This window comes from Sulfitobacter sediminis (assembly GCF_040811725.1).
GTDB classification, from domain to species: domain Bacteria; phylum Pseudomonadota; class Alphaproteobacteria; order Rhodobacterales; family Rhodobacteraceae; genus Sulfitobacter; species Sulfitobacter sediminis.
In genome coordinates, this window is sequence record NZ_JBFNXX010000011.1 from 44,089 (window position 1) to 63,288 (window position 19,200).

Annotated in this window: 18 protein-coding genes; 8 read left to right on the top strand and 10 right to left on the bottom strand. The window is 65.3% G+C overall.

Features of this window, described 5'->3' with window-relative positions:
- Nucleotides 1–3 precede the first annotated feature (3 nt).
- The 4 genes from AB2B41_RS14665 (at nt 4) to AB2B41_RS14680 (ending at nt 4,616) form a co-directional block, all read left to right on the top strand.
- Nucleotides 4–1,215, top strand: a complete 1,212-nt coding sequence (locus AB2B41_RS14665; RefSeq protein ID WP_367878558.1) for an acetyl-CoA C-acetyltransferase — start codon at nt 4–6, stop codon at nt 1,213–1,215.
- A 1-nt stretch (nt 1,216) separates the two neighbouring features.
- Complete coding sequence (locus AB2B41_RS14670) at nt 1,217–1,513, top strand: hypothetical protein (RefSeq protein WP_367878559.1); 297 nt, start codon at nt 1,217–1,219, stop codon at nt 1,511–1,513.
- Nucleotides 1,513–3,717, top strand: coding sequence for a 3-hydroxyacyl-CoA dehydrogenase NAD-binding domain-containing protein (locus tag AB2B41_RS14675; protein WP_367878560.1), 2,205 nt, complete (start codon nt 1,513–1,515; stop codon nt 3,715–3,717). The genes AB2B41_RS14670 and AB2B41_RS14675 overlap by 1 nt, the downstream gene beginning before the upstream one ends.
- A gap of 302 nt (nt 3,718–4,019) precedes the next feature.
- A complete protein-coding gene (locus AB2B41_RS14680) occupies nt 4,020–4,616 on the top strand; it encodes a PDC sensor domain-containing protein (RefSeq protein WP_367878561.1) in 597 nt (198 codons plus the stop codon).
- Nucleotides 4,617–4,667: 51 nt separating this feature from the next.
- Here the strand turns inward: AB2B41_RS14680 and AB2B41_RS14685 are convergent, their stop codons facing one another.
- The gene (locus AB2B41_RS14685; RefSeq protein ID WP_367878562.1) at nt 4,668–5,348 is read right to left on the bottom strand and encodes a hypothetical protein; all 681 of its coding nucleotides are present in this window, start codon (nt 5,346–5,348) and stop codon (nt 4,668–4,670) included.
- Between the two features lie 33 nt (nt 5,349–5,381).
- Nucleotides 5,382–5,585, bottom strand: a complete 204-nt coding sequence (locus AB2B41_RS14690; protein WP_367878563.1) for a substrate-binding domain-containing protein — start codon at nt 5,583–5,585, stop codon at nt 5,382–5,384.
- Nucleotides 5,586–5,785: 200 nt separating this feature from the next.
- Here AB2B41_RS14690 and AB2B41_RS14695 point away from each other — a divergent pair, with 200 nt between their 5' ends.
- Nucleotides 5,786–8,005 (top strand): putative bifunctional diguanylate cyclase/phosphodiesterase, encoded by a 2,220-nt coding sequence (locus AB2B41_RS14695; RefSeq protein ID WP_367878564.1) that lies wholly within the window; start codon nt 5,786–5,788, stop codon nt 8,003–8,005.
- A gap of 365 nt (nt 8,006–8,370) precedes the next feature.
- On the opposite strand, the gene AB2B41_RS14700 is transcribed toward AB2B41_RS14695, so the two are convergent.
- The gene (locus tag AB2B41_RS14700; protein WP_367878565.1) at nt 8,371–9,018 is read right to left on the bottom strand and encodes a sulfotransferase family 2 domain-containing protein; all 648 of its coding nucleotides are present in this window, start codon (nt 9,016–9,018) and stop codon (nt 8,371–8,373) included.
- Nucleotides 9,015–9,950 (bottom strand): DMT family transporter, encoded by a 936-nt coding sequence (locus AB2B41_RS14705; RefSeq protein WP_367878566.1) that lies wholly within the window; start codon nt 9,948–9,950, stop codon nt 9,015–9,017. The genes AB2B41_RS14700 and AB2B41_RS14705 overlap by 4 nt, the downstream gene beginning before the upstream one ends.
- A gap of 91 nt (nt 9,951–10,041) precedes the next feature.
- Between AB2B41_RS14705 and AB2B41_RS14710 the strand changes: the two genes are divergently transcribed.
- Entirely contained in the window at nt 10,042–11,664 is a 1,623-nt protein-coding gene (locus tag AB2B41_RS14710; protein ID WP_367878567.1) for an AMP-binding protein, read from the top strand.
- Nucleotides 11,665–11,695: 31 nt separating this feature from the next.
- Here the strand turns inward: AB2B41_RS14710 and AB2B41_RS14715 are convergent, their stop codons facing one another.
- On the bottom strand, nt 11,696–12,160 hold the full coding sequence (locus AB2B41_RS14715) for a GNAT family N-acetyltransferase (protein WP_367878568.1): 465 nt from the start codon (nt 12,158–12,160) through the stop codon (nt 11,696–11,698).
- A gap of 76 nt (nt 12,161–12,236) precedes the next feature.
- On the opposite strand from AB2B41_RS14715, the gene AB2B41_RS14720 reads away from it, so the two are divergent.
- Together AB2B41_RS14720 and AB2B41_RS14725 are read left to right on the top strand one after the other, a co-directional pair.
- Nucleotides 12,237–13,250 (top strand): hypothetical protein, encoded by a 1,014-nt coding sequence (locus AB2B41_RS14720; RefSeq protein ID WP_367878569.1) that lies wholly within the window; start codon nt 12,237–12,239, stop codon nt 13,248–13,250.
- A 2-nt stretch (nt 13,251–13,252) separates the two neighbouring features.
- A complete protein-coding gene (locus tag AB2B41_RS14725) occupies nt 13,253–13,969 on the top strand; it encodes an SGNH/GDSL hydrolase family protein (protein WP_367878570.1) in 717 nt (238 codons plus the stop codon).
- Nucleotides 13,970–13,976: 7 nt separating this feature from the next.
- Here AB2B41_RS14725 and AB2B41_RS14730 read toward each other — a convergent pair whose 3' ends face one another.
- From AB2B41_RS14730 to AB2B41_RS14750, 5 genes are all read right to left on the bottom strand, one after another.
- The gene (locus AB2B41_RS14730) at nt 13,977–15,314 is read right to left on the bottom strand and encodes an SPOR domain-containing protein (RefSeq protein ID WP_367878571.1); all 1,338 of its coding nucleotides are present in this window, start codon (nt 15,312–15,314) and stop codon (nt 13,977–13,979) included.
- 108 nt (nt 15,315–15,422) lie between these two features.
- Nucleotides 15,423–16,064: a uracil phosphoribosyltransferase gene (gene upp / locus AB2B41_RS14735; protein WP_367878572.1), complete on the bottom strand. Its 642-nt coding sequence runs from the start codon at nt 16,062–16,064 to the stop codon at nt 15,423–15,425.
- 116 nt (nt 16,065–16,180) lie between these two features.
- Entirely contained in the window at nt 16,181–17,371 is a 1,191-nt protein-coding gene (locus AB2B41_RS14740) for a phosphopentomutase (RefSeq protein WP_367878573.1), read from the bottom strand.
- Nucleotides 17,371–18,675 (bottom strand): thymidine phosphorylase, encoded by a 1,305-nt coding sequence (locus AB2B41_RS14745; RefSeq protein ID WP_367878574.1) that lies wholly within the window; start codon nt 18,673–18,675, stop codon nt 17,371–17,373. Before AB2B41_RS14745 ends, AB2B41_RS14740 begins: the two co-directional genes overlap by 1 nt.
- Nucleotides 18,672–19,076, bottom strand: a complete 405-nt coding sequence (locus AB2B41_RS14750) for a cytidine deaminase (RefSeq protein ID WP_367878575.1) — start codon at nt 19,074–19,076, stop codon at nt 18,672–18,674. Before AB2B41_RS14750 ends, AB2B41_RS14745 begins: the two co-directional genes overlap by 4 nt.
- Nucleotides 19,077–19,200 lie beyond the last annotated feature (124 nt).

The window sequence follows — 19,200 nt, forward strand, 5'->3', positions numbered from 1 at the left end:
CCCATGACCGACGCCTATATCTATGACGCCCTGCGCACCCCGCGCGGGAAAGGCCGCAAGGACGGCTCCCTGCACGAGGTGACAGCGCTGCGCCTCTCGGCCCAGACGCTGAACGCCGTCAAGGAACGTAACAACCTGCAAGGGCACGCCGTCGAGGACGTGATCTGGGGCAATGTCACCCAGGTGATGGAACAGGGCGGCTGCCTTGCGCGCTCAGCTGTGCTGGCCTCTGATCTTGATGAATCCATCCCCGGCCTCGCCATCAACCGCTTCTGTGCGAGCGGCATGGAGGCCGTGAACCTCGCCGCGAACCAGGTCAAGGGTGGCGCCGGTGAGGCCTATATCGCCGGAGGCGTGGAGATGATGGGCCGCGTGGCCATGGGGTCGGACGGGGCGGCGATTGCCGTCGACCCGACGCTGGCGATGGAGAAGTACTTCGTTCCGCAGGGGATCTCCGCCGATATCATCGCAACCGAATACGGCTATTCCCGCGATGACGCGGACGCGCTCGCCATGGAAAGCCAGAAGCGTGCCAAGAAGGCCTGGGATGAGGGCCGTTTTGCCAAGTCCGTTATCCAGATCAGGGACCAGAACGGTCTCACGATCCTCGATCACGACGAATACATGCGCCCCGAGACGGACATGCAGTCGCTCGGCTCGCTCAACCCCGCCTTCCAGCAGATGGGCGAGGTGATGCCGGGCTTCGACAAGGTGGCGATGCTGAAGTACCCGCATCTGGAGCGGATCAACCATATCCACCACGCCGGGAACTCCAGCGGCATCGTGGACGGTGCCGCTGCCGTGCTGATCGGCAACAAGGAATTCGGCGAGAAATACGGGCTCAAGCCCCGCGCCCGGATCAAGGCCACCGCCAAGATCGGCACCGATCCGACCATCATGCTCACCGGCCCCGTGCCCGTGACTGAAAAGGTGCTGGCCGAGATCGGCATGTCCATCAAGGACATCGATCTGTTCGAGGTGAACGAGGCCTTCGCCTCCGTCGTGATGCGCTTCATGGAGGCCTTCAACGTCGAGCACGACAAGGTGAACGTGAACGGCGGCTCCATCGCCATGGGGCATCCGCTGGGCGCCACCGGTGCGATGATCATCGGCACGCTCCTTGATGAGCTTGAGCGTGCGGACAAGGAAGTGGGCCTTGCCACGCTTTGCATCGCTTCCGGCATGGGCGCCGCAACCATCATCGAAAGGATCTAAGATGACGGTTCGAGTACTCGGGATTTCTTCAAAAAATGGCGGCCTGCATGAACTTCTTCCTATGAAGTCGAAAGGGAAGTTCCAACTACATAAAGGTGATAGTGCCAAGGAAAGAAAGACAAGCAAACCAGTCCTCCGAGACAACATTGAAGATGCAATTGCTGAGATTAGAAATGGCCTACATCCGAGGATGACGAATGTGAGCCAACGGGGACAAGCACCCGACATCATGGCACCCAACAGTCTAATTATTCTTCGCCAAAATGCCGACGGAACCTGGACACAGGAGAAAACTTGATGACCGATTTTGCAATGACAACAGACGCCGATGGCGTCGCCATCATCACCTGGGACGTGCCGGGCAAGCGGATGAACGTGATGTCCTTCGAGGGCATCGAATTGCTGGACCAGCTGATCGACCAGGCGCTGGCCGACGAGGCCGTCAAGGGCATCGTGATCACCTCCGGCAAGGAGGACAGTTTTGCCGGGGGCATGGACCTGAACCTCTTGGGCAAGCTGCGCGAGATGACCGGCGACGATCCGGCCAAGGGTCTTTTCGAAGGCACGATGCGGATGCATGGGCTTCTGCGCAAGATCGAGCGCGCGGGCATGGACCCCAAGACGCTGAAGGGCGGCAAGCCCATCGCCTCGGCGCTTCCCGGTACGGCGGCTGGTATCGGTCTGGAACTACCGCTGGCCACCCACCGCATCTTTGTCGCCGACAATCCCAAGGCGCGTATCGGCCTGCCCGAGATCATGGTCGGCATCTTCCCCGGTGCCGGTGGCACCACGCGGTTGAGCTTCAAGCTGGGCGCGATGAACGCCTCGCCCTTCCTGCTGGAAGGCAAGCTTGTGGACCCCGCCGCGGCCGTAAAGGCGGGACTGGTGGACGAGGTTGTCGCCGACCCGGTGGCAGCCGCCCGCGAGTGGGTACTGAACGCCAAGGACGCGGACCTTGTGAAGCCCTGGGACGCGAAGGGTTACAAGATGCCCGGCGGCGCGCCTTATCACCCGGCAGGTTTCATGACCTTCGTCGGTGCCAACGCGATGGTGAACGGCAAGACCAAGGGTGCTTTCCCAGCGGCCAAGGCGCTGCTGTCGGCAGTCTATGAAGGGGCACTCGTGCCCTTCGACGTGGCGCTGAAGATCGAGGCGCGGTGGTTCACCTCCATCCTGATGAACCCTTCGTCCTCGGCCATGATCCGCTCGCTTTTCGTCAATAAAGAAGCGCTCGAAAAAGGCGCGGTGCGTCCCGAGGGCATCCCGGATCAACGCGTCAAGAAGCTGGGCGTGCTGGGTGCGGGGATGATGGGCGCGGGCATCGCGCTGGTCTCCGCGCAGGCGGGGATCGAGGTGGTGCTGATCGACCGCGACCAAGAAGCCGCCGACAAGGGCAAGGCCTACTCAGCCGCCTACATGGACAAGGGCATCCAGCGCCGCAAGGCGACCGAGGAGAAGAAGGAGCAGCTTCTGAGCCTCATCACGGCCACGCCCGATCTCGACGCGCTCAAGGGTTGCGACCTGATCATCGAAGCGGTTTTCGAGGACCCGGAGGTGAAGGCCGAGATGACCAGACGCGTCGAGGCGATCATTCCCGAGGACTGCATCTTTGCCTCCAACACTTCCACCCTGCCGATCACCGATCTCGCGCAGGCATCCGTCCGCAAAGACCAGTTCATCGGCATCCACTTCTTCTCGCCCGTCGAAAAGATGCTGCTTGTGGAGATCATCCGTGGCAAGGAAACCGGCGACCGCGCGGTAGCCAAGGCGCTCGACTACGTCCGCCAGATCCGCAAGACGCCGATCGTCGTCAACGACGCGCGCTTCTTCTATGCCAACCGCTGCATCATCCCCTACGGCGGTGAGGCGACGCGCATGGTGACCGAAGGTGTGGCACCGGCGCTGATCGACAACGCCGCGCAGATGCTGGGCTTCCCTGTGGGGCCAATCCAGCTGGGCGACGAGACCTCCATTGATCTGGCCACCAAGATCATGCGCGCGACCAAGAAGGCTATGGGCAACGCGTACCCCGCGTCCGAGGCCGACAACCTGATCGTCTGGATGGAAGAGATCGGGCGTCTGGGTCGCAAGGCCAAGGCGGGCTATTTCGACTATGACGAAAAGGGCAAGCGCATCGGCTACTGGAAAGGCATCCACGACAAGTACCCGCTTTCCAAAGACCAGCCTCCGGTGCAGGAAGTGCAGGACCGTCTGATGTTCGTGCAGGCGCTCGAAGCGGTGCGCGCGCTGGAAGAAGGCGTGCTCATGGACATCCGCGAGGGCGACGTGGGCGCGATCCTTGGCTGGGGCTTTGCGCCCTGGTCCGGCGGGCCGCTCAGCTGGCTCGACATCATCGGCACGCCCTACGCGGTGGAGCGTTGCGAAGAGCTGGCGGCGAAGTTCGGCCCACGCTTCGAGCCGCCCGCCCTGCTGAAGGAGATGGCCGCGAAGAACCAGACGTTCTATGGCCGGTTCGGTGGCGAGGCGCAGGCGGCTGCCTGATCGGCCAGAGGGAAACTGACACAGAGGGGCGCTGCGGCGCCCCTTTCCTGTTGTCGGGTTTGCGGGTTGCAGAAGGCCGCTCACAATCGGGCGCGCCGCCGCCAGATGGCGCAAGTCCCTCGGGAGGAAACGGTCCGGGGGGATAATGTGAACATGTGCTGTGGGAAAGGTCCGATTGCTCCAGCGTAAAGCAACTGCGCGGGGTATGGACGCTGTGGTTTCCGCCCACGTTTTCGGCTTTGGATGGCGAGAAAGCGTTAAGGTTCCTCCACTATCGTTGCGCATCGAACGCGGAGGCTTGGATGCGCATACCGTCAGTCTGTCATAACCCGGTTCGGGGTCTCCTTGCCTGCGGCTTGCTCGGGGTCGCCTGCCCGGCCCCTGCGTTGGCCGAGGGCCCCGAGGCGCTTGAGCGGTATCTCGCGGAACATGTCCGGCCATTGCTGACGGATGAATTGCTTCTCGACTCGATCCGCAGTCAGAACCTCAGGACGCTGGGGTTTTCGCAGGAAGAGATCGAGCGGCTCGACCTTTTGTGGCGCCAGCAGGTCGGCACCGATAATGCACCGGTTGTGCAGGCGGCCATCGACAATCCGCTGGCCGATTGGCTGCGCCAGTGGCGCGATACTTCCGACGATCTGATCCACGAGGCCTTCGTGATGGACCTTGTGGGGTTGAACGTGGCGGCAGCCGATCCAACGTCCGATTACTGGCAGGGCGACGAGCCGGAGCATGCGACGGCGATTTCCCAAGGCATCTATATCGGGGAGCTGGAATTCGACGAATCCGGTCGCCGCTACCAGGTCGAGGTATCGCTTCCCATCCGAGATCCGCGGACGGGCGAGATCATCGGTGCCTTCGCGCTGGGATTGGACCCGGGTGTATTTCTGGCTGACTAGAAGGGGGGCGTCCCGGGGGATGCCCGCTGCCTTGACGCCGGAAATGACCTCTCAGTGCAGACTGCTTGCGGCTTCAATCGGGCCGAAGTCCCAGAAGTTTTCAATCTCTCTCCCCGCTTCGACCTGGGAGAGATTGGGCAGGTACCATTCGAGATCGGCCTGAGCCGGGCCTTTCTTGTCATGCGGCGACGGTGGGAATATCCCGGCCTCCACGGCGCGCAGCATCCAGAGGTCCAGGTTGCTGCGGACGTCTTCGGGCAAAGGCCCTGCAACGGTCGGCTCGGCCAGTTCGCGTGAAACGACGGTGTGATCGTCGAAAAGATCGTGCCAGGTCTGATCGACGACCTTCACCAGGAAATCGACGGCTTCGGCATGGGACTGCAATGCCTCCAGCCCGACAAAGAGAACCTCGTCGCTGGCCTTGATCTCGAACATCGGGAGCGCATGGAAATCCTCCCCCGCCATGGCGAGTATCGTGTCCCGGTTCGCCAGATCGAGGATCGCGGCGGGTGCCGCGCCGGTCATCAGGGCAACGGCGCGGTTCTCCGATCCCTCGATATAGTCGCGGGACGCGAAGCGGATGCCGAGACGGTTCTCGATCGCCGAGGCGATGGCATCGGTACCACTGCCCGGTGCATGCAGAAGTATGGGTACGCCGTCGAGGTCTTCGAGGCGCTCGTATTCCGCGGCGGCCACGGGAAAGAAGGACAGGCGCGTCAGCTGAAAGACCACGCGCAGTTGCGATGTGCCCGAGGCGATCTCGGCTTAGGGGGTGCCGACGCCCGCGTCGGCGATACCGGACGCAACGGCATCGATCACCGCCTCCTCCCCAGCGAGCACTGTCACCTCGACCGGAAGCCCCGCCCTTTCCGCCCGCTGAAGGGCGAGAAGGAAGGCGGCGGTTTCGGCGGTTGGCGATTCCGGCAGCGCGATGCGAAAGATCTCCGACGCCATTGCGGCAGAGGACATGACAACCGCCACTATCGCGCCAAGCATAGATCGCAGGACATATCGCATCGTTCTCTCCAGAATCGGTGGGTCTGAACAGGGTATCGCGACAGTCGCAACGGGAGGTTAATGGCAGCGCGGAGACGAAAAGACCGGAACCGGGCTCATTCGGGCCGAGTCGTCAACATCCTTGAAACCCTTCGCCCCTATCAAGTGGCGCAGTGGAGAAACGAGCAGGGCGCGATGTGACCGGTATTTCGGGCAGAACGGTTTTCGGTATCTTCATGTTCGGCGTGTTGTTGTCGACGGCTCTGTCCTTTGCGGGATACGGTATCCTGCAGCGGGTCAGCGGACTGCATAAGGCAAACTACCTGCAACGTGACGCCACCTTCGAGCTGCTCACGTCGATCCAGCGGACCGGGTCGCTGCAGTCGCCCGCACGCAGGATCGCCGTCTCGGGAAGGCTGCGGGCCCTGCAGAAAAGCGCGGCATGGTGCCGAGCGTCCAACTCGCGCATGGAGCGGCGGGCGGTGCGCCTGATCGTCGGCACCTCTTTGTTCGACCTGTGCGAGCGGAACGAAAGCCTGTTGCGAGAAGCCGGACGGTACCTGGTTCTGGCCGGTGATCCGTCAGCGCCGACCGGCTTTGCCTTCGCGGCAATCGCCAACCGTCTCATTCTCTCGTCGGAAACCGCCGATCGCATCTTTCCGGTGCTCGATCGGCTCGAAAGCGTCGAAGGGCGGGCGGTGCGGATTGCCACGATGGGCATCGCGATGCTGCTTCTGGCCTGTGGGGCGGTGGGCCTGCAGATGCGCCGGCGCACGATGGAGATCCTGCGCGGAACCGAGGCCGAGCGGCTGCGGGACCAGACACGGTTTCGCCGCGCGATCCGCGATGCGCGCGAGGGGCTTGGCGTACTCGACATCTCGGGCAGGATCGAGGAGTGGAACCCCAGCTTTGCAGCGGCCTTCGGCGTGGAGAACCTCGAAGGCCGCTTCATCGACGAAATCCTGCGCATCGCCGTCTCGTCGGGCCGCATTGTCGAAATCCGCGCCGAGGACGTGACCCTCACCACGGGCCAGCTTGCGGCACGGATCATGGAAGGTACCAAGGCCGATATCCGCTTTGATGACGGCCGCTTCGTCCGCCTTTCGGCGGCGCGGGTCGACAGCGGCGACGGAGTCGTGATCGTGACCGCCGACCAGACGGAAATCCACCGTCAGAAAGAAGAGCTGCACACGCTCACCGAACGGCTTTCCGCCGCTCAGAAAGAGGCCAATCATCAGGCCCTGAACGATCCGCTGACCGGCCTGCCCAATCGCCGGGCGTTCGATCTGGCGCTGGCCGCCGCAAACGACGGGCCCTGCACGCTGCTGCGGATCGACCTCGATCACTTCAAATACGTCAACGACACCTTTGGCCACGACGCGGGCGACGAGGTGCTCAAGCATGTCGCCAAGATTCTTAAGGAAACAAAGCTTGATCAACGCCTCGCCGCGCGGATCGGCGGAGATGAATTCGTCGTCATGGCGCCGAAGGAGGCAAACCTCGCCCATGCCGAGACCCTCGCCACGAAGATCGCCGCGCAGATCCGAAAGCCGTTTCACTACAATGGACGGCTCTGCCATTACGGCGCGTCCTTCGGGTCGGCCTCCAATCTCGACATTTCCGATGACCTCAGCCCTCGTGGCGTCCTTGCCGCCGCCGATGTCGCGCTTTATCGCGCGAAGGCGGCGGGCCGAGACAATTCGGCGCTCTACACGCCCGCGCTGCACCAGGAGATCGTGGCGCAGAGGCGGCTTGCCGACGCGCTGTTGCGCGGGCTGGAGAACGATATCTTCGTGCCCTATTACCAGCCGCAGGTCGATGCGGTCACGGGGCGGCTGGTTGGGCTCGAGGTGCTGGCGCGCTGGCCCCGGCGCGATGGTACGATCCTTGCACCCGGTGCCTTCCTGCCGCTTGCCGAACAGATGAAGAAAGTCTCCGAGATCGACAGGTGCATCTTTCACCACGTGCGTAAGGATATGGAGCGTTGGGCCGGGATGGGCGTCACCATCCCCAAGATCGCCTTCAATGCGTCAAGCGACCGGCTGCGCGACAGCGGGATCCGGATCGAGGTGGACGACTTCGGCTCGGGCCATGCCTCGGTCATGGCGCTCTACCGGGTGCGCCCGGATTGCCTAAAGATCGACCGCAGGATCGTGGCACCCGCCGCCGACAGGCGCGCCGACAGCGGTGCGCAGGCGGTGCTGAAGGCGGTGGTGGAGATCGGCAAGGCACTCGAGACCGAGGTGCTGGCCGAAGGGGTCGAAAGCGCCGAGATCGCGCGCAACCTCACGGCGCTCGGCGTGGACACGTTGCAGGGCTACCATTTTTCGCGGCCGCTTCCCTTCGATCAGATCACCGAATGGATGGCGGTGCGCGGGCGTCGCATCGCCTGACGATGTGATGACCGTGAGCGCGGCAAAACGGCAACGCCGCGGGCGGGCGCGGTGGGAAAAGGGGACCGCGCCTCTCACCCGGTCCCCTCGCCCGCAGCACCCGCCGAAAGGGCGGCTGGCGCCACGGTATCTCTCTGGGCCCTGACCATGGGACCGCCCGGGCAGCGCGATGGCAAGCGGATACCACACAGCGACAGCGGCCCCGCAGCGGGCCCGCCGCTACATGCCGCGCTTCCATTGGCGCCTTCGGGTCGAATTTAAGGCACTATTGAGAGAGCGCGGCCAACGCGCGAACAGTCGGCGACTGATTGCCCGATTGCCCATGAAGCGGAAACACTGAAGGGAACTGCGGGTTGAACCCTGGCCTAGCCAAAGCGGTAGCCGAAGCGCGCGATATCCTCGGCGCAGCAGTCCGACACGATTTCCCGAAGAACATCCGTGTAGTAGGGACGATGGTCCCGATCGCGCCTTGAGGTATTCTCGTACGGCAATTCGAGTGTGAAACCGAGGTGCCGGAAAAGCGGCGCCGCGTCCTCCTCGAAATGCTCCAGCCGGATGTAGGCGTTCGCCCGCTCCCCCCCCGCGCCGTCGGTCATGTAGCGCCGCGCGGGCCAGTCGCGCAAACTGGCCTGCGTGCTGCGATCCTGAAGGAAGACGTCGAAGGACGCTGACTTTGCCAGGCGCGTGGCGGGATGATCGAAACCCTGCGCGCGCAGCCAGTGGTAATAGCTGACCACCCGGTCCCAGGGGTTACGCACGAGGGTGAAGGTGAACATCCCGGCGATCTCATCCCGGCTCACCACCCCCTCGATATCGGCCAGCGTCGCATGTTTCCAGAGCCGCCCCGCAGCCTGCACGCCCTTGAGGCGCCGCCGCCGCTTGAGCGCCTTGGGGGTGTCGCCGAGCATGATGTCGTCCTTCATCGCCCGCGCCTCGAGCGCCAGCGCCAGCGAGGTGCCGCCAGTCTTGGGGGCGTGGACGAAGATATAGGATCGCCCCGGGCTGATGATCACGCGCCCGGCTCCGGCACGCGGCCCGCGGGCACGGGCGTGTCGCTGCGCAGGGCGATGATGCTGCCCGCGCCTGCGATCAGCACCATCCCGGCGAGCGCCAGCATCGGCACGCCCTGGTCCCACAGCACCCAGGCCCAGAAGCTGGCGAAGACCAGCAGCGAATATTCGAACACCGCCACCTGGCTGGCTTCACCCATCTGGTAGCCGCGAAAGATCAGCCCGATCCCGATGAGCGAGCCCACCGCCTGCACCGCGAACCAGAAGAGCATTTCCGTATCGAGCGGCCCCCAGCTGCGCAGGACAAAGCCCGCGTGCCCCTGCGGTGCCTCGCCCGTCACGGTGAAGATCCCGATCAGGCCGAAGATACCCAGCATCCCGAAAAAGCCCGCCGTGAGGGTCATTGTCGTTTCCCCCTCGCACCAGGCGCGCGTTGCGACGGCACCCACAGCGTAGAGAAGGCCGGCAAGGATCGGCAGGAAGGCCACCGGATCGAGCGCGGACGGGTCTGGCCGGATCACCATGAGCGCGCCCAGAAACCCCATCACCACCGCCGTCCAGCGGAACGGGCCCACGCGCTTGCCCTGGAAGAGGATCGAGATCAGCACCACGAACAAGGGCGCGGTGAACAGCCCCGCCACCACCACGCCGATGGGCAGCACCGACAGGCACCCGAAATAGATCAGCATCGCGCCCGCCTGGAAGAAACTCCGCCCGGCCACCGCGACGGGCCTCCGGGGCCGCAGGCTGCCGAAACCCAGTGCCACGATCACGGCGAGGATGCCCAAGGCCATCAGCGCGCGCACGAAATGGAATTGCCAGAGCGATCCACGCTCGGAGATATGGGGCACGAAGTTGTCCGTCAGGCCCAGCGTCGCCATGCCCCCCAGGATCGAGACCGCCGCCAGTCCCGGCTTGATCGTATCTGCGCTCACCTCGGTCTCCCTTGAAAATCACCCTTCCAAATGCGCGCCCCTGCCGCAATACTCAAGCGCCAGAACGACATCAATTCGGGGAGGATGCGACATGGGATGGATGGCTGACGAGACCGGTCTCGACAAATGCACGGCCAATTACGTGCCGCTCACGCCGCTGTCGCACCTGCGCCGGGCGGCGGATGTCTTTGCCGACCGGCTGGCGGTGGTCTACGGCGACCACCGGGTCAGCTATGCCGAGTACCACGCCCGTTGCTCGCGACTCGCCTCGGCGCTCGCTGGTATGGGGGTCAAGTCGGGCGAGGTGGTCGCCACCATCATGCCGAACGTCCCTGCCCAGGCCGAGGCGCATTTCGGCGTGCCCGCCTGCGGGGCGGTGCTGAACACGATCAACACCCGCCTCGACGTGGGCACCGTGTCCTATATCTTCGATCACGGCGGAGCGAAGGTGGTGCTGGTCGATACCGAATTTCTCGGTCTCGCCGAAGCCGCCTGCGCCGAGATTGAGGGCGCGGCCCCGACGATCATCGAGGTGCCCGATGGGAAGTTCCCTGCCTCGGGCCGCCACCAGACCTACGAGGACCTGCTAAAAACGGGAGACGAAGGCTACGAATGGCAGATGCCGCAGGACGAATGGGAAAGCCTCGCGCTCAACTACACGTCCGGCACCACCGGACGGCCCAAGGGCGTCGTCTATCACCATCGCGGGGCCTACCTGATGACCATGGGCACGGTGATCAGCTGGCGCATGGTGCTGCATCCCGTTTTCATGCAGATCGTGCCGCTTTTTCACTGCAACGGCTGGAACCACACCTGGATGATGCCGTTGATTGGCGGCACGCTGGTCTGCTGCCGCGACATTACCGCGTCCAACATCTACAATGCCATCGCGGACGAAGGTGTCACCCATTTCGGCGGCGCGCCCATCGTGCTGAACATGATCGTCAACGCCCCCGACGCCGAACGCCGCCCCTTCGACCACACGGTCGAGGTCTTTACCGCCGGCGCGCCCCCGGCCCCCGCGACACTCGCCAAGATCGAGAAACTGGGCTTCAACGTCACGCAGGTCTACGGGCTGACCGAAACCTACGGCCACGTGACCGAATGCATCTGGAAGGCCGGGGAGTGGGATGGGCTCGACCAGGCTGGCAAGGCGGCGATCAAGGCCCGGCAAGGCGTGGCGATGCCGATGATGGACCATATCACCGTCACCGACGCCGAAATGAACGAAGTGCCGCATGACGGCACGACACAGGGCGAAATCATGATCCGGGGCAATTCAGTGATGAAAGGGTACCTCAAGAACCCCAAGGCCACCGAAGAATCCTTTGCAGGCGGCTATTTCCACTCCGGCGACATCGCAGTGCAGCACCCCGACGGCTACATCCAGATCGCCGACCGCGCCAAGGACATCATCATCTCGGGGGGCGAGAACATCTCATCCGTCGAGGTCGAGGGCGTGCTGATGGCGCATCCGGACGTAAACCTTGCCGCCGTGGTGGCCAAACCGGACGAGAGATGGGGCGAGGTGCCCTGCGCTTTTGTCGAGCTGAAGCCCGGTTCGGAGGCAGACGAGGCCGGGCTGATCGCCTTCACCCGCGAGACACTGGCGGGGTTCAAGGCCCCGAAGAAGGTGGTGTTTCAGGAGCTTCCCAAGACGTCGACGGGCAAGATCCAGAAATTCGAGCTGAGGAAGGCCGCCAAAGACCTCTGAGCCAACGGGCGCGGCGGCAGGCTCCAAACCGCTACCGCAAATCCTTTTCGAACCGCCAGGCGGTCACGCTCTGCGGCCCGCTTGCGGTTTCGACCGGATAGACCTCCGCCGCACCGCGCGTCCAGCCCGCCTTTTCGTAGAACGCCGCCGCCCGGTCATTCCCGACGCTGCAGGCCAGCCATGCCAGCCGTCCGGCGAGCGCTGCCTCGGCCTCGGCCATAAGTGCCGCTGCCACCCCCTGCCCCTGAAAGGCCGCGTCCACGTAGAACTGGTAAAGCTCGTCCCCCTCCAGCATGAAAAACCCCGCCATGGCTCCGTCTATGCGCGCCACGTTTGTCTGCGCCAGATGTGCCGCGGTGCGCGCTGCGAATTCCGAAGGGGTCCGCGTCCCCACGAGTTCGGGCGAGACGACTTCCGCATGCGCCTGATGCCACCCCGCGTGCCAGAGCGCGGCAATCGCCTCCAAATCCGCTTCCTGCGCCTTTTCGATCTGCACCTCATGCTCCCGCCCATTGCCCCGCCGCAGGCGGATGCTAAACTACGCATAAAACGAGAGGCAACCGGCAGACCCCATGACAGCGCTCAAGAAATACGCGCGGCTTGAGGCAACCGGCCTGTGGCGTGCCAGCCCCGATGCCCAGCGACGCGAGGTCATCGTTTCCATCGGCGACGCGACACTCGTGATCAGCGACCTCAAGGACCAGGCCCTGACCCACTGGTCCCTCGCGGCCGTCGAACGCGCGAACCCCGGCAAGACGCCAGCGATCTTTCATCCCGACGGCGATCCCTCCGAAACGGTCGAACTGCCCGAAAACGAAGGCGAAATGATCGAGGCCATTGAAACCCTGCGCCGTGCCATCGAAAAATCGCGCCCCCGCCCGGGACGGGTGCGCTGGATGGGCGTGCTGGCCTCGGTGATGCTGGTGGGCTGGCTGGCGGTTTTCTGGCTGCCCGGTGCTTTGCAGGACCACACACTTGGCGTCGTGCCCGAGGTGAAACGGGTCGAGATCGGGCGCGCCCTTCTCAAGCGGATCGAGCGGGTGTCGGGGCCGGTCTGTTCAGACACCGGCGGCCTCGCCGCGCTCGCGCTTCTGTCATCGCGCCTGCAAGCCGGGCGGCTTGCGGTCCTGCCTGACATGGCCCAGGACAGTCTGCATCTGCCGGGCGATCTGATCCTGCTCGACCGGGGCGTTCTGGAGGATTTCGAAGAGCCGGACGTGGCCGCGGGCTATATTGTGACCGAACTCAGCCGCCGGGATGCCTCGGACCCGCTGCGCGATCTGCTGAATGTGGCGGGCCTGCGCGAAAACTTTCGCCTGCTGACCACCGGGGTCTTGTCGGAGGCGGCGCTCGATGCTTATGCCGAGCACCTGATGACAGCACCCGCCACCAAGCCGGACCTCGCCGCACAGCTTGCCCGGTTCGAGCGCGCGGCGCTGCGCAGCACGCCCTACGCCTACGCCCGTGATATCACCGGCGAAACCACGCTGTCGCTGATCGAGGGCGACCCGATGAACGGCAAGCTGACCGAGCCGCTGATTTCCGACGCGAACTGGCTGCGGCTCCAGGCGATCTGCGGCAGCTGAGGATGCTCGATACCGCCGCACGCCTCGCCCTTTCGCCGCTGCTTGTGGCGCAGGCCCTGCGGGTGCGCCGCATCGCCCAGAGCCTGCCGGAAGCGGCAGGCCCGCGCAGCGGACGTATGGGCGACGGTCCACCGTTGCGGCTCGCTATCGTCGGGGACAGTTCCGCCGCCGGGGTCGGCGTTGCCGATCAGGCCGAGGCGCTGTCGGGCCAGCTTGCCAGGGTGCTTTCCGACCGCCACACGGTCCATTGGCACCTCGACGCACTGACCGGGGCGACGACGCGCAGCACGCTTGAACGGCTGACAGAGGCCAGGCCGCAACCGATGGACGTGGTGATCGTGGCGCTTGGTGTGAACGACGTAACCCGGCTGGTCCCCGCATCCCTCTGGGTGCGGCAGCAGAACCGTCTGCTAGACCGGCTGCGCGCGCTTCATGCACCGAGGCGCATCTACCTCTCCGGCATGCCGCCTATCCGGTATTTCCCGCTTTTGCCCGAACCGCTGCGCTGGACCCTCGGCCGCCACGCGGACAAGCTTGAAACCGCGCGCATCGCTGCCCTGTCGGATCAGCCCGATTGCACCCATGTGCCCTTCGAACTGCCGCTCGATCCCGCCCTCATGGCCAGCGACGGCTTTCACCCCTCCGCCCGGCTTTATACCCTCTGGGCAGAGGAAATGGCCAGCCGGATCAGCGCCGACTGGCCCTCAATCCAAACCTAAGAAACGCTCAGCGCGCGACGGCCTGCCCGTACCCTGCCCCGCGCAGTTTCAGCATCGCCTGTTTGACCATCTGGGGCTCGGCAAAGGGCCCCGCCTGCACGATCATCAGTGTCTGGCCGCCCTGCCGGTGCCGGTTGATCCGGGCACGCATTCCCATATGGGCGATCTTGCGCGCCGCGCGTTCGGCATTGGCCTTGTCGCGGTAGGCCCCGATCTGCACGTAGCGCTTGCCGACGAAAGACGCCTCGACCGGAGCCGCCTTGGGCTGCTTCGGGGTCGAGCGCGAGGAATAGGCCGTCGGGTTGCGCACCACGCGCTTTACCGTCTTGCCGTCCCGCTGCACGATCTTCACCTCGCCCAACTCCCGGCGCTGCTGCGCAATGCTGGTGTAGGGATAGACCAGCGGCACCGAGGCGGTCACGTCGCGCCCGTTCGACTGGTTGATCAGGCGGCGCGGCACGGTCTGGGTCCAGACCAGCAGCATCTCGGACCGGCCCTTGAGGTTCTGCTCGGTCCGGTGCGGGTTCAGACGGTCGTCGTCCCAGACAAGCTCGTAGCCTTCGGGCACCTTGCCGTTGGTGGTATTCTGGCGGTTGATCGCCACGTGTTTGGGCACGATCCGCGTGGTGGGCGAGACCTGCATGGGTGCGGTCGGGGCTGCGGCTGACGCGCTCTTGCGCCGGACCGTCACGGGCTGAGGCGCCGCAGAGGCGACGACGGCGCGGGAGCCCGTCACCGGCGCGCCCTGCGGGCCGCAACGCACGCCGGACCCGCGCATGTAGCGCCGCGAGAGGGCCGAGGCACCGGGGCAGGCCGTGGGCGCGCCGACCGTGGGCTGAACCTGGGATGCCGGAACCGGTGTGGGGGGCTGAACCACGGCGCGCGGCATGGGCTTGGGCGGGGTCTGGCGCACCACCCTCGGTGCGGTGCGCTTCGACGCGGGCGCGGGCGTTGGCGTCGGGGCTGCAGCGACCTGGCGCGCGGCAGGCTTCACGCTTTGCGTGGGTGCGGCGGGCTGGGGTGTATCCAGCGTGATCTGGGGGGCCTCCGTTGCGGGGGCCTGCACGACTTCCGCCGCGGGCGCCTCACCGGCCAGCGAAGGGCGGAACCCGCAGATGATCTTGCGGTCCCGCGACACCCGCGGCACCCAGGTGACGTTGCCGTCGATTCCCGCACGGATGAAAACGCAGCCCTCGCTGTCGACGTATTGCTTGCCCTTGTAGGAGGCGGGCGGGAACTCCGCCGGTTGCTGCTCGCGGATCTGCGCCTCACCGCGCCCGGTGTTCAGCGCCAGGCCAAGGCTGGCCGTCATTATCAGGATCGCCAGAAATCTCGTCAATGTCATCCCATGCCCCCAAACACCAGATTTAGTCAGGATGCCCCAGGTGCAACCACAAGTCTAGTGTCTGAACGCCCACTCCGGGCGCTTTTCCGGGGATAACTCGCCGCAGGGCTATTTCGTCCCGTACATCCGGTCGCCCGCATCCCCGAGGCCGGGTGTGATATAGCCCACATCGTTCAGCGCATCGTCCAGCGCCGCCGTCACGATGGGCACATCGGGGTGCGCCTCCTTCATGCGCACCACGCCCTCGGGTGCGGCCAAGAGGCAGAGAAAACGGATATGATCCGCCCCGGCTTTCTTGAGCAGGTCAATGGCCGCCACCGAGGAATTGCCCGTGGCCAGCATCGGATCGACCACGATTACCATGCGGTCCTCCAGCCCTTCCGGCACCTTGAAATAATACTGCACCGGCTTCAGCGTCTTCTCGTCCCGGTAAAGCCCCACGAAACCCACCCGCGCCGAGGGGATCAACTCCAGCACCCCGTCGAGCAATCCGTTGCCCGCCCGCAGGATCGAGATCAGCGCCAGCTTCTTGCCCGCCAGCGTCGGGGCCTCCATCTCCTGCATCGGCGTCTCGATGGCTTTCCTGGTCATCGGCAGCCCACGCGTGATCTCATAGGCCAGAAGCTGGGAGATTTCCTTCAGCACCTGCCGGAACACCGCCGTCGGCGTCTGCTTGTCGCGCATGATGGTCAGCTTGTGCTGCACCAGCGGGTGATCGACGATGGTGAGGTGATCATGGTTCAGGGACATGGCGGCGGCTCCTTCAATTGCTCAGGCCTTGTCGCCCGATTTGCCGCCCCGCGCAAGCCAGCCCCCTCTTTCTGGCCATATAAAGTCCCGGGGTCTGGGGCAGAGCCCCAGCGCTCTCACCCCCGCGCCACGCCAAGATGATCCGCGACCAGCGTGGCTACGTCACTGAACCCGATCAGGCCCATGGACCCCGGCACGTCTCCCGCCACCAGCACCGGCACCCGTTCGCGCGTGTGGTCCGTCCCGACCCAGGTGGGATCATTGCCATGATCCGCCGTGATCACGAGCATGTCGCCCGGTCGCAAACGTGGCAGCAACCTGCTGATCTCCGCATCGAACCACTCCAGGTGCCGCGCGTAGCCCGACACATCCCGGCGGTGGCCGTAGACACTGTCGAATTCCACGAAATTCGCGAAGGTGAGCGACCCGTCCTTGGCACTCTCCACCAGATCCCCCAGGTGCCCCATCAGCGCGCGGTCATCGCCCTTGCGCACCTCATCAATGCCCTGCATCGAAAAGATATCGCCGATCTTGCCCACCGCGTAGACACGACGACCCGCGTCCTGCACCCAGTTGGTCAGCACCGGCGCGGGCGGCATGATGGCAAAGTCGCGCCGGTTCGTGGTGCGCGTGAACCCCTCCTCCGGCGATCCCACGAAAGGCCGCGCGATCACACGGCCCACTTTCATGCCATGCAGATAGGGGGCCACGTCCTTGCTCAGCTTCAAGAGCCGCTCCAGCCCGAAATGTTCCTCATGCGCGGCGATCTGGAAAACGCTGTCGGCGGAGGTATAGCAGATCGGCCAGCCGGTCCGGATGTGCTCGGCACCCAGGTCCTCGATGATCGCCGTGCCGGGGGCATGGCGGTCGCCAAGGATGCCTTCGGTGCCGGCCATCTTGGCGACATGGGCAGTCAGCTCAGGCGGAAAGGCGGGCTGCGTGTCGGGAAAGAAATGCCATTCCCAGGGTACCGGCAACCCGGCCAGTTCCCAGTGACCCGAAGGCGTGTCCTTGCCTTTCGAGGTCTCCGTGGCGGCGGCGAAACAGGCTTCTGATCCCGGCGCGAGTCCATTGACCTCCATTCCGCTCGCCAGCCGCAAGGCCCCGCCGATGCCAAGCTTTGCCAGATGCGGCACGTCCAAGGACCCGCTGCGCCCTTCCTCGGCCCGCCCCGCCGCGCAGGCCTGCGCGATATGACCGAAGGTATTCGCCCCCGTATCCGGCACCGTGCCGTTAAAGAACCGGTCCGCATCCGGCGCCCCGCCGATGCCCACCGAATCCATCACCACGAGAAAGGCGCGGGGCATCAGCCCACCCTTTCAAGGATCAGGTCCGGCACGCGCGGGGATGATCCGCTCAGCGTGATCGCATCGCGCACCGCGCGCTGCGCGGCCTCCGCCTCGTCCGACCGGCTGGCGTGGATCACCGCCAGCGGTTGCCCCTTCGCCACCCGCGCGCCCAGACGGGCGACGTCCGACAGGCCCACCGCAGGATCGACCCGGTCGCTCTCGACCACCCGGCCGCCGCCAAGGCCCACGACCGCCAGCCCCAGCGCCTCGCCGTCGATCCGGGCGACATAGCCGTCCTCTTCCGCCTTCACCTCGCGGATTACCGTGGCCTCGGGCAGGAACCGCTGCCAGTTTTCGACGAAACTCACCGGCCCGCCCTGTGCGGCCAGCATCCGGCCAAAACGCTCGGCCGCATGGCCCTGCCGGATCGCGCGCACGATGGCATCGGCCCCGTCCTGCACGTCCCCCGCCAATCCTGCATTTGTCAGAAGCACCCCGCCCAGGGCCGCGCAGATATCCACGATCGGCCCCGTCGCCTGCCCGTTCAGCACGCGCATGACCTCGGCCACCTCCAGCGCGTTGCCCAGCGACGGCACCAAAGGCTGGCTCATGTCGCTGATGATCGCCGTGGTCCGGCATTTCGCGGCATTAGCGGTCTTGGTCAGCGCCTCGGCCAACGCCTGCGCCTCGGCCCGTGTCTTCATGAAAGCGCCGCTGCCGACCTTCACATCCAGCACCAGCCCATCAAGGCCCGCCGCCAGCTTCTTGGACAGGATCGAGGCGGTGATCAGGTCGAGCGAGTCGACGGTCGAGGACACGTCGCGCACCGCGTAAAGCCGACGGTCGGCGGGCGCGATATCCGCGGTCGCGCCCACGATGGCGCAGCCCACCTTGGCAACCACATCCCGGAGCCGCCCCTCGTCAAGCTGCGTGGTCAGCCCCGGCACCGCCTCCAGCTTGTCGAGCGTCCCCCCCGTATGCCCCAGACCGCGCCCAGAGATCATCGGCACGTAAGCCCCGCAGGCCGCCAGCGCCGGGGCCAGCACGAGGCTCACGCAGTCGCCCACGCCGCCCGTGGAATGCTTGTCCAGCACCGGGCCATTCAGGTTCCAGGACAACACGCGCCCCGAATCCCGCATCGCCAGCGTCAGTGCCACGCGCCCCACATCGGACAGCCCGTTGAGGCAAACGCCCATGGCAAAGGCCCCGGCCTGCGCGTCACTCACGCCGCCATCGGCCAGCGCCTGCGCCATCCACGCCAGTTCCTCCCGCGTGGGCGTCTGCCGGTGCCGCAGCTTTGCCAGGATCGCGCGGGCGTTCATGTTTCCCCGGATGTCATCGCGTGGCTGGCAAAGGCGCCGGGCAACAGCTCTGCCAGCGTGGTGTGCTTTTCCTTGCCTGCCACAGTGGCCATGGTCACCGGCACATCGCCCCATCCGAATTCCGCCAGCTTCTGACGGCAGCCACCGCAGGGCGAGACCGGCTCGCCGCTTTCGGCGACGACATAGGCCTCGATCAGCCGCGTCTCGCCCGCCGCGACCATCGCCGCTATAGCCCCCGCTTCGGCGCAGGTGCCCTCGGGGTATGCCGCGTTCTCGACGTTGCAGCCCACGTAGACGGTGCCGGATTCCCCGCGCACCGCCGCGCCCACCTTGAAATGCGAATAGGGCGCGTAGGCCCGCAGGCGCACCGCCAATGCTTTGTCTCTCAGATCGCTGCCCATAAACACCCCCTTGGTTCGCCGGACTATAGGAAATGGCCGGAACGGAATCGAGGGTCAAAAACGCCCCTTCTTCCCCTTCGCCGCGTTTGGCCCTAACCTGCGCGAACGCGCCCGCCGTCGCAGT

What these genes read in the sequence shown, in the direction of transcription:
- AB2B41_RS14665 (WP_367878558.1), top strand. Translation starts at nt 4, where the DNA reads ATGACCGACGCCTATATCTATGACGCCCTGCGCACCCCGCGCGGGAAA.
- AB2B41_RS14670 (WP_367878559.1), top strand. Translation starts at nt 1,217, where the DNA reads ATGACGGTTCGAGTACTCGGGATTTCTTCAAAAAATGGCGGCCTGCAT.
- AB2B41_RS14675 (WP_367878560.1), top strand. Translation starts at nt 1,513, where the DNA reads ATGACCGATTTTGCAATGACAACAGACGCCGATGGCGTCGCCATCATC.
- AB2B41_RS14680 (WP_367878561.1), top strand. Translation starts at nt 4,020, where the DNA reads ATGCGCATACCGTCAGTCTGTCATAACCCGGTTCGGGGTCTCCTTGCC.
- AB2B41_RS14690 (WP_367878563.1), bottom strand. Translation starts at nt 5,585, where the DNA reads ATGTCCTCTGCCGCAATGGCGTCGGAGATCTTTCGCATCGCGCTGCCG.
- AB2B41_RS14710 (WP_367878567.1), top strand. Translation starts at nt 10,042, where the DNA reads ATGGGATGGATGGCTGACGAGACCGGTCTCGACAAATGCACGGCCAAT.
- AB2B41_RS14720 (WP_367878569.1), top strand. Translation starts at nt 12,237, where the DNA reads ATGACAGCGCTCAAGAAATACGCGCGGCTTGAGGCAACCGGCCTGTGG.
- AB2B41_RS14725 (WP_367878570.1), top strand. Translation starts at nt 13,253, where the DNA reads ATGCTCGATACCGCCGCACGCCTCGCCCTTTCGCCGCTGCTTGTGGCG.
- AB2B41_RS14730 (WP_367878571.1), bottom strand. Translation starts at nt 15,314, where the DNA reads ATGACATTGACGAGATTTCTGGCGATCCTGATAATGACGGCCAGCCTT.
- upp (WP_367878572.1), bottom strand. Translation starts at nt 16,064, where the DNA reads ATGTCCCTGAACCATGATCACCTCACCATCGTCGATCACCCGCTGGTG.
- AB2B41_RS14740 (WP_367878573.1), bottom strand. Translation starts at nt 17,371, where the DNA reads ATGCCCCGCGCCTTTCTCGTGGTGATGGATTCGGTGGGCATCGGCGGG.
- AB2B41_RS14745 (WP_367878574.1), bottom strand. Translation starts at nt 18,675, where the DNA reads ATGAACGCCCGCGCGATCCTGGCAAAGCTGCGGCACCGGCAGACGCCC.
- AB2B41_RS14750 (WP_367878575.1), bottom strand. Translation starts at nt 19,076, where the DNA reads ATGGGCAGCGATCTGAGAGACAAAGCATTGGCGGTGCGCCTGCGGGCC.